Origin of the sequence: Kitasatospora sp. NPDC057500, from assembly GCF_042802195.1 — a bacterium.
GTDB lineage: Bacteria > Actinomycetota > Actinomycetes > Streptomycetales > Streptomycetaceae > Kitasatospora.
In genome coordinates, this window is sequence record NZ_JBHVER010000275.1 from 1 (window position 1) to 8837 (window position 8837).

The window sequence follows — 8837 nt, forward strand, 5'->3', positions numbered from 1 at the left end:
GTCGTTGACCGTGCTCCGGGGCCTTCCCGATCGTCGTCAGCCGCGCGCGGCGGCGACGGCGGCGCCCAGTGCCTCCTTGATGCGCGGCCCGAGGCGGGCGAAGCCCAGCTCCTTCATGGCCGCCCGCAGCAGTTCCTCGTCACTCCGCTCGACCCCGTCGCCGTCGACCCAGCGCACGATCGCGAGCAGCTCCTCCGCCGAGTACGCGGTCACGGGCCGCCCCGGCGTGAAGTCCGGCTTTTCCGGCCGCCCCCCGACCTCGGCGGCGGGGGCGGGGGCAGGCTCCGGCTCCGGCGCCACGTCGGCGGCGGCCTCAGCGACCGGCTCGGCAACCTCGGTCTCGACCACGGCTTCCGCAACCGGCTCAACCTCAACCGGCGCCTCGGCGACCGGGGTCGCCGCGACAGCCTCGACCGCCGCCGACTCCGCGTCCGCAACGACCTCCGTCAGCTCGGCCCCAGCCTCCACGACCGGCTCAACCTCAACCGACGCCTCAGCAACCACAGTCTCCGCGACAGCCTCGACACTCACCTCGGCCACTGCCTCAACGCCAGCCACAGCCTCCGCAACCGACTCGGCAGCCTCCTCCACCACAGCCTCCGCAACCGGCTCAACCTCAACCGACGCCTCAGCAACCACAGTCTCCGCGACAGCCTCGACACTCACCTCGGCCACCGGCTCAACGCCAGCCACAGCCTCCGCAACCGGCTCAACCTCAACCGACGCCTCAGCAACCGGGGTCTCGGCAACGACCTCCGTCGGCTCTGCCGGATTGTCCACGGCCGGCTCAGCCTCAACCGAGGCCTCCACAACCGGCTCGACCTCAACCGCCACCGACTCCGCGTCCGCAGCCACCTCGACCGGCGCCTCGGCGGCCGACTCGACATCGGCAGCGGCATCCGGCGCCTCCACCGAGGCCTCCGCAACCGGCTCCGCTTCGGCCGAGGCCTCTACGACGGGCTCAGCCTCAACCGGGGCCTCCGCATCGACCTCGGCAACCGGCTCAGCCTCAGCCGCCACCGGCTCCGCACCGGCAACGACGCCCGGTGTCTCCCCCGAGACCTCCGCGACCTGCTCGGGCTCGGTGTCGTCGGCCGGGTCGATGGACTCGGCTTCGGGGTCGGAGGGCTGGGCGGGCGGGGCGGTGGGGACGCCGACGAGGTCGTCGGCGGCCGGGGAGGGGGCGGGGAGGGTGACCGTGAGCGGCTCCTCGTCGGCCGGGGTCTCCGCCGTCGGCTCCTCGGCCTCCGCTGCGGGCTCGACCGCGGCCGCGTCGGTGTCCTCGGCGACGGCCTCCTCCGGCTCCGCCGCCGGTTCCGCCGCCAGCCCGTCGCGCTGGCCGCCGGCCAGGGCCTGGCGGGCGGCGTAGGCGGCCTCGGCGGCGCGGCGGTCGGCGTGGGCGGCGGCGAGCTCGGTGAGGAGGTCGGCGAGGCCGGCGTCCTCCAGGGTGGCTCGCAGGCCGCGGAGGGTGGGGAGGCGGTAGAGGGTGCCCTCGTCGGCGGCGAGGCGCTCGACCAGGTCGACGAGGTCCGGGAAGGACAGCGCGTCGAGGTCCTGGCCGGGCAGCAGGCGGGCGAGCTCGCGCACGCCGGTGTTGATCGCCTCGAAGGTCTGCGCCGTGCGGTGGGCCAGGTCGGCGTCGGACGGCGCGGTCGGCAGGGTGCCGGCGGGGGCGAGGGCGGCCCAGGCGCGGCGCTCGACCTCGGCGGAGGCGAGCGCCTCGTGGAGGTCCTGGGCGCGGGTGCGGCCGGTGGTGGCGGCGGCGAGGGCGCCGGCCTGCTTGCGCAGCGAGCGGGCGCGCAGCCAGGAGAGCTTGACGCCGCGCTCGCGCCGCCAGTTCCGGTCGGCGGTGGCGGCGATCAGGGCTTCGAGGTCGGCGTCGTACGCGGCGGGGGCGAGGACGGCCGAGGTGCGGCGGACCAGTTGCAGCATCTCGACGAGAACCGCGGTCTTGCCGACGGTGTCCGGCGCGTCGAGCTTGACATCGGCGGCGAGCGCCGTGACGTCCTCCCAGACCTGCTGGAGGTCGTGGCCGCGCAGTTCGGCGAGGACGGTGGACGCGGCGCGGGCCTCCTCGGGGGTGGCGACGGTGTCGACGGCCGCGTACCAGGGGTGGGTGTCCGCGGCGAGCGTGAACGCGCCGAGTTCGGCGTAGCGGCCGAGCTCCTCGCGGAGGTCGGTGTCGGCCGTGGCCTCGGCGGCGGCCGCGGTGTCCGCGACGTCCGTCGTGTCCGTGCTGTCGGCGGTGTCCGTGGCGGCCTTGGTGTCCGTGGTGTCCTTGACGTCTGCGGAGCCGGCTGCGTCGGCCGCGTCGGCGTTGCGGGAGTGAAGCGCTGTCATGTGAGGTCCGGTTCTGGGCGGCTGCGGCGGGGGCGTGGACGGGCGGCGAGGGGGCGGCGGTCCGGGTGCGCGGTGGGCCTCGGAGGGAGGGGCTCGGGGGCGCGCGGTCGGGCTACCGGTCGGAGGCCAAGAATACGGGTGCCCGTTCGAGCCATGCACGCACCCACCGCCCCTCGGCCCGGTGTGGCGTGCCGTACCGCCCGCCCGGACGCCACCCGGGAGGGCCGGTCGGGTGGCCCTCCCGTCACCCGTCCGCCACTCGTCCGCCGCTCACCGGCGCCCGTCGGCGTCCGCCTCCCGCCTGCCTCCCGCCTGCCGCGCGGGCGGCGGGCGGTGGCCGGCCCGGGCGAGCGCGGCGAGGTCGACCGGCGCGAGGTACTCGTAGAGCGCGGTGCGGTGCCACCACGCGCCGGTTTGCCGCAGTTCGCGCCAATCGGTGAACCGGTAGAGGTGGAGGGTCGCCCGGACGTGGGTCGGCGGGCCGTGCGGGAAGGGGTTGTGGCGCAGCAGGCGCAGCGTGTCCGGGTCGTTGACCAGCAGCCGGGCGGCGAACGGCAGGAACCACGGCCGGGCGTAGCCGGGCGAGATGCCGGCGAACCACATCAGCCAGTCGAGCCGCAGGTGGTAGGGGGCGTACTGGCGCGGGAGGCGGCGCACGTCGCCGGGCTTGCCCTTGAACCCGTACTCCTTCCACACGGTGTGCCGGGTCACCACCGGTTCCTCGGTGCCCTCGACGACGACCTCCTGGCGGGTGCGGTTGACGCTGCCGAACGCGCCGTAGGTGTTGACCAGGTGGAGGCGGTTGAAGGAGCGGTTCATCACCTGGCGGCGGGAGACCATGTTGCGCACCGGCCAGTAGCTGAGGACGAGGACGGCGGCGGTGAGGGCGAGCGCCAGGGCCTCGAACCAGAGGGGTGCGGCGCCGTAGGCGCGCGGGTGGACGGGCAGGCCGAGGCGGGCGGGGTCGGCGGCGGCGAGGGCGAGGGCGATGGTGAGCCAGTTGAGCCAGGCGAAGTTCCCGGAGGCGACCAGCCAGAGCTGGGTGGCGACGACGACGCAGGCGGCGTAGGTGGCGATGGGCTGCGGGAGGAGCAGGCCTACGGGGACGAGGAGTTGGGTGACATGGTTGGCCGCCGCCTCGACGCGGTGCAGCGGGTCGGGCAGGTGGTGGAAGAACCAGCTGAGCGGTCCGGGCATGGGCTGGGTCTCGTGGTGGTAGCGCAGGCAGGTCAGGTCGCGCCAGCAGGTGTCTCCGCGCAGCTTGATCAGTCCGGCGCCGAACTCGACCCGAAAGACGAGCCACCGCAGCAGCCAGAGCACGGGGGCGGGCGGGGCGGTGTCGGCGTTGCCGAGGAAGACGGCCAGGAAGCCGGCCTCCAGCAGCAGTGACTCCCAGCCGAACGAGTACCAGGTCTGGCCGACGTTGACGATCGAGAGGTAGAGGGCCCACAGCACCGCCCAGCAGAGCATCGACGTCCACAGCGGGAGGGCGTCGCCGAGGCCGCCGACGAGGGCGGCGGAGAGTGCGGCGCCGCCCCAGGCGACGGCGGCGTAGAAGCGGTCGCTGTAGTGGAGGTGGAAGAGGCCGGGCGCGTGCCGGAACGGGACGCGGGCGGTGAAGCGGGGGACGGGGAGCATGCCGCGGCTGCCCGTGAGGGCTCGGAACTGGAGGGCCGCGGCGAGGAAGCCGGTGAGGTAGAGGGCGGCCAGCATCCGTTGCGCGAGCAGTCTGCTGAGCCAGTACTCGGGGGCGGCGAACCACTGCATGCGGCCCATGCCTACCACCGGCGGCCGCCGCGCGGGGGTGCGCGGCGGGGCGGCGCCCGGCGGTTCACCCGGACGGTGTTCACCCGGACGGTGTCCGCCCTACGGTGTCCGGACGGGCGGTGCTCCCCCGGCCCGGCGGCGCTCACACCGTGGCGGGGGGCCTCTCATCGGGGGTGAGAGGCGCCCCACTGCGGTGGTGGATGCGGCGGTGCGGACGCCGGACGCCAGGGCGCCCGGCCGTGCAGTCGTGCAGTCGTGCGGTGATGCAGGTGGTGCGCTGATGCAGGTGGTGCGCTGATGCAGGTGGTGCGGTCGTGCGGTGGTGCTCTCAGGCCGGCAGGATGATTCCGGTCTCGCCGGTGCCGGAACGGGTGATGGGGGCGCCGTTCTGCTGGAGGCGGTCGACCAGGAGCGCGGCCAGGGTGCCGAGTTCCTCCTCTGTTCGGGACTGCGCGGTGACGTCCATGCCGACCGTCAGCACGCCGCTGACGTGGCCGGTGCGGGCGGTGCGCAGCGGGCTGCAGGTGAAGCTGAAGACCTGCTGGCCGCGCTGGGCGTCGGGGCGTGCGGAGAGGAGCCGGACCTCGTTGAGGACGGTGGCCCGGCCGGTGCGGTAGGCCTCGTTGACCGCCTGCTGGAGGCCGGCGGCGCCCAGCTGGGGGTAGGCCTGGCCGATTCCGCCGTAGGCGACCGGGGCGCCGAAGACCTCGGCGTGCTGGGCGTTGGCGTAGCGGATCTCCTGGCCGGGGCCGTCGGTGAGCATGATCGGGAAGGGCGAGCCGTCGAAGGCGGCGAACATCTCGTGCTGCTGGGCGACCAGGTTGTCGCGCAGCCGGATCTCGGAGAGCAGGGCCTCGGCGAGGTGCTGGATGTCGCGCAGCCGCTCGCGGCCCCACTGGCGGGGTTCGTGGTCGAGGACGCAGACGGTGCCGATGACGGTGTTGGTGTCGTCGACCAGCGGGGCACCGAGGTAGGCGCGCACCCCCAGCTCGTCGACGACGGAGTTCCCGGCGAACCGGGGGTAGGCGAGGATGTCGTCCAGGGCGAGGGGGGACCGCTGGGCGACGACGTGCGGGCAGAAGCCGTAACTCATGGGCATCTGACGGGCCGGCAGGTCGAAAGCGATGCCCCGGTCGGCCCACGCGGAGCCCTTGTCGACCGGAATCTCAGGGGAGGTTGGCGGAATGTAGAGCCCCCGGAACATCTGGTGCTCGTCGTTGATGAAGTTGACCATCGCGATGGGGGCGCGGGTGATGCTGGCGGCCAGGTGGGCGAAGCGGTCGAAGGCCTCGTCCGCCGCGGGCTCGTCGAGGCCCAGGCTGCGAAGCCTGCGGGCCCGCTCCGACTCCCCGGCGGCACCCGGGAACTGGCCTTGAGTGCTCATCACATCAGTCATGGCGCACATGTAATCAGACATCCGGTGCCTTCGGCGCTCCCGGCCCGCGCCGTCCCGGATGCTGACTTTCGGTCAAAGCCACATGGCCGAGCAGGAGACGGCGGCGCGAGCGGTGGCCGGGAACGGACGTGGAACCGGAACCGGAACCCTCGGATCCAGCGGTTCCGGGAATCGCGGACACGTCGTATCCCCACCTTCGGGCGTTTCAATCCTCCCCGACCCCGGAACGACTCGATCGCGCCAATCCAAGATCCTCCGTAGAGCACTTCCAGTGCACATATGACAATGAGGCCTGCCGAAAATCGGCGGTCCCCAGGAGCAGCGTGGGCAACCGCCGGCAGTTCCGCACGCACCGGCTGTGCATGGGCCGGCCGCCGACCCCACCTCCCCCTCACCTTCGGCGGCCGACGCGGATCGGCTGCACGGACGGAGGCACACCCACCGAACAAACGAACCCGAGAGGACCGGGCATGGCGATGGACTACTTCACCGACGAACGACACGAGCGACTCCGCGCGGAGGTACGTGAGTTCGCGGAGAAGGAGGTGCGCCCGCAGGTGGCCAGAATGGAGGCGGAGCGCCAGGTCGAGTTCGCACTCGCGCGGGAGATCGCCCGCCGGGGTTGGATCGGAATCACCATCCCGCGCGAGTTCGGCGGGCTGGGGCTCGGACATCTCGCCAAGACCGTGATCGTCGAGGAGCTGTCACGGGTCAGCGGCGCCATGGGGGCGATGGCCCAGGCCTCGCAACTCGGCGTCGCCAAGGTCATCCACTTCGGTGACGACGCCCAACGCCGTTACTGGCTCCCCAAGTTCGCCGACGGATCGGCGCTGCCGACGATCGCCGTCACTGAACCGGAGTCCGGCGGCCATGTGCTCGGCATGAGCGGCACGGCGCGGCGCGAGGGCGACGAGTACGTGCTCAACGGCCGCAAGTGGTTCGTGGGGAACTCCCACATCGGCGACGTGCACGGCGTGGTGCTGCGCACCGGGCCGGGCAGCCGGGGGCTCTCCGCGTTCCTGGTGGAGAGCGACCGGCCCGGGTTCCGCGCCGGCACGCTCGGCTCGCAGAGCGGGCTGCACGGCTTCAGCTTCGGCGAACTCGTCTTCGAGGACTGTCGGATCCCGGCCGGCAACCGGCTCGGCCAGGAGAGCGAGGGGCTCGACGTCGCCTACTCGTCCTCCACCCTGTACGGGCGGCTGAACCTCGCGGCGGTCGCCCTCGGCATCCACGTGGCGATCGTCGAGGACACCGTGCGGTTCGCCGAGTCGCGCCTGCTCTACGGCAAGCCGCTGTCCCAACTGCCCAACATCGCGCTGAAGCTGGGCGAGATGCAGTCCCGTCTGATGACCGCCAAGCTCGCCGCGTACCACGCCTCGCACCTGCTGGACCACGGCAAGGCCTGCGACGCCGAGCTGATGAACGCCAAGCTGATCAACACCGAGTACGCGCTGGACTCGGCGCGCAACGCGATGGAGATCCACGCCGCGCGCGGCCTGCAGACGGAGTTCCACATCGAGCGCTACCTGCGCGACGCCACCCACATCTACCCGCCGGCCGGCACCTCGGACGTCCAGCGGCTGCGGCTCGGGCAGGTGGCTTCCGGCACCTACGGGAAGCAGTGGTCGGTCGAACTCGCCGACCTGGCGGGCTGGGCGTGGCACGAGGCCTCCGAGCAGGAGGCGCGCGCCGAGGCCCAGGTGCAGGCCGGCCAGGCGGAGGTGCTGCGGATGCCGCTGGCGGGCTGACCCCCGGGCCCGCCCGGTCGGGGCATCCCGCCAGAGTACCTCCCATTGACCTGTCCCTGACGGCTTTCCGGCGACCGGACCCAGGACGCCGGAAAGCCGTCCGAAACCTTCCAGTACTTCGCTGACCAGTGCGAATATCTGCCCGGAGGGGGCCGGACCCCCCGGACACACCGTCATCAAGCGTTCACATATGGTCAGTTGATGTTGCCCGAAGGTCACCGGAGGCTGGTAGCGTGCCTGAAGTCGGCGGCCGTCTGCATCCGTCCGGATGGTGACCCCCAGGTCACCACCTCCGGCAAACCCCGGGCATCGCCGGCCGTTGCGCCCCAGCGACCCCCGGTCGGACCGCACACGGAACCCCCGCGTTTCACCCCGCTACAAGGAATCAGATGCCAGGCATATCGGCCCCCCGGACGGGCCACCGCGCCGGCCGGTCCGGCTCTCTGCGCAGCCCGCTCCTCGCCCTCGCGCTGGTCCCCTGCCTCGGCCTCGCCGCCGCCTGGGGCTACGCCGTCTACCTGCTGCGGGACGCCGGGGAGCGCACCGCCCTGCTGGCCGGCAGCGCGGTCGTCGCCACCGTCCTGCTCTGGAGCCTGGTGCGCGGCCTGCGCGCCGCGCGGACCCTGCCGGCCCGGATCGCCGCACTGCACGCCGACGCCCTGACGCTCGCCGAACACGAGATCCCGGGAGTGGCCGGACGGCTGCGGGCCGGCGAGTCGGTCCCGGCCCCGCCCGCCTGGACCCCGCCCCGGCGGGCCGGCGACGAGCTCCAGCAGGCCTCCGACAGCCTCGCCGCCGTCCGGCAGGCCGCCGTCGCCGCCATCGTCCATCAGGCCCAGGGGCGCGAGGGGACGAAGAAGGTCTTCCTCAACATCGCGCGCCGCACCCAGATCCTGATCCACCGTCAGATCAGCATGCTGGACGCGCTGGAGCGCGAGCACGAGGAACCGGAACTGCTGCGCGAGCTGTTCGCCGTCGACCACCTCGCCACCCGGATGCGGCGCAACGCCGAGAACCTGGTCATCCTCGGCGGCGCGCTGCCCGCCCGGCGCTGGCGCAACGCCGTGCCGATGGTCAACGTGCTGCGCAGCGCCGTCTCCGAGACCGAGAACTACTCGCGGGTCGTCGTCCAGGGCGTGCCCCGCACCTCGCTGAGCGGCCAGGCCGTCGCCGACGTGATCCACCTGATCGCCGAGCTGATCGAGAACGGCACCACCTTCTCCCCGCCGTACACCCAGGTGCAGGTCTCCGCGCAGGAGGTCCCGAAGGGCCTGGCGGTGGAGGTCGAGGACCGCGGCCTCGGCATGGTCGAGGACGAGTACCAGCGGCTCAACGACTACCTGGCCAACCCGCCCGAGCTGGACGTCTCCGCGCTCGGCGACGACCTGCGGCTCGGACTCTTCGTGGTCGCCCGGCTGGCCGCCCGGCACGACGTCCAGGTCACCCTGCGCCCCTCCCCCTACGGGGGGACGCGGGCGGTGGTGCTGGTGCCGGCGGCGCTGCTGCAGCAGGCCGAGGCGCCGTCCACCTTCGCCGGCCTGCCGACGGGCGCCCGGGTCACCCGGACCCCGGCACCGGGGCCGGGT

At 73.2% G+C, this 8837-nt stretch carries 5 protein-coding genes; 2 read left to right on the plus strand and 3 right to left on the minus strand.

Going from position 1 to position 8837, the window contains the following annotated elements:
• Positions 1-36: 36 nt before the first annotated feature.
• The 3 genes from ACFU74_RS34045 to ACFU74_RS34055 all read right to left on the minus strand — a co-directional run bounded on the left by ACFU74_RS34045 (position 37) and on the right by ACFU74_RS34055 (position 5503).
• The gene (locus ACFU74_RS34045; RefSeq protein ID WP_380763897.1) at positions 37-2340 is read right to left on the minus strand and encodes a hypothetical protein; all 2304 of its coding nucleotides are present in this window, start codon (positions 2338-2340) and stop codon (positions 37-39) included.
• 270 nt (positions 2341-2610) lie between these two features.
• Positions 2611-4107, minus strand: coding sequence for a lipase maturation factor family protein (locus ACFU74_RS34050; protein WP_380763903.1), 1497 nt, complete (start codon positions 4105-4107; stop codon positions 2611-2613).
• 328 nt (positions 4108-4435) lie between these two features.
• Positions 4436-5503: a GAF domain-containing protein gene (locus ACFU74_RS34055; protein ID WP_380763899.1), complete on the minus strand. Its 1068-nt coding sequence runs from the start codon at positions 5501-5503 to the stop codon at positions 4436-4438.
• 476 nt (positions 5504-5979) lie between these two features.
• Between ACFU74_RS34055 and ACFU74_RS34060 the strand changes: the two genes are divergently transcribed.
• On the plus strand, positions 5980-7251 hold the full coding sequence (locus ACFU74_RS34060) for an acyl-CoA dehydrogenase family protein (RefSeq protein ID WP_380763905.1): 1272 nt from the start codon (positions 5980-5982) through the stop codon (positions 7249-7251).
• A 389-nt stretch (positions 7252-7640) separates the two neighbouring features.
• Positions 7641-8837 (plus strand): sensor histidine kinase (locus ACFU74_RS34065; protein WP_380763901.1); only part of this gene is annotated, 1197 nt, incomplete at its 3' end.

Excerpts from the sequence above, each read along its gene's own strand:
- ACFU74_RS34045 (WP_380763897.1), bottom strand. The coding sequence starts at position 2,340 with ATGACAGCGCTTCACTCCCGCAACGCCGACGCGGCCGACGCAGCCGGC.
- ACFU74_RS34050 (WP_380763903.1), bottom strand. The coding sequence starts at position 4,107 with ATGCAGTGGTTCGCCGCCCCCGAGTACTGGCTCAGCAGACTGCTCGCG.
- ACFU74_RS34055 (WP_380763899.1), bottom strand. The coding sequence starts at position 5,503 with ATGACTGATGTGATGAGCACTCAAGGCCAGTTCCCGGGTGCCGCCGGG.
- ACFU74_RS34060 (WP_380763905.1), top strand. The coding sequence starts at position 5,980 with ATGGACTACTTCACCGACGAACGACACGAGCGACTCCGCGCGGAGGTA.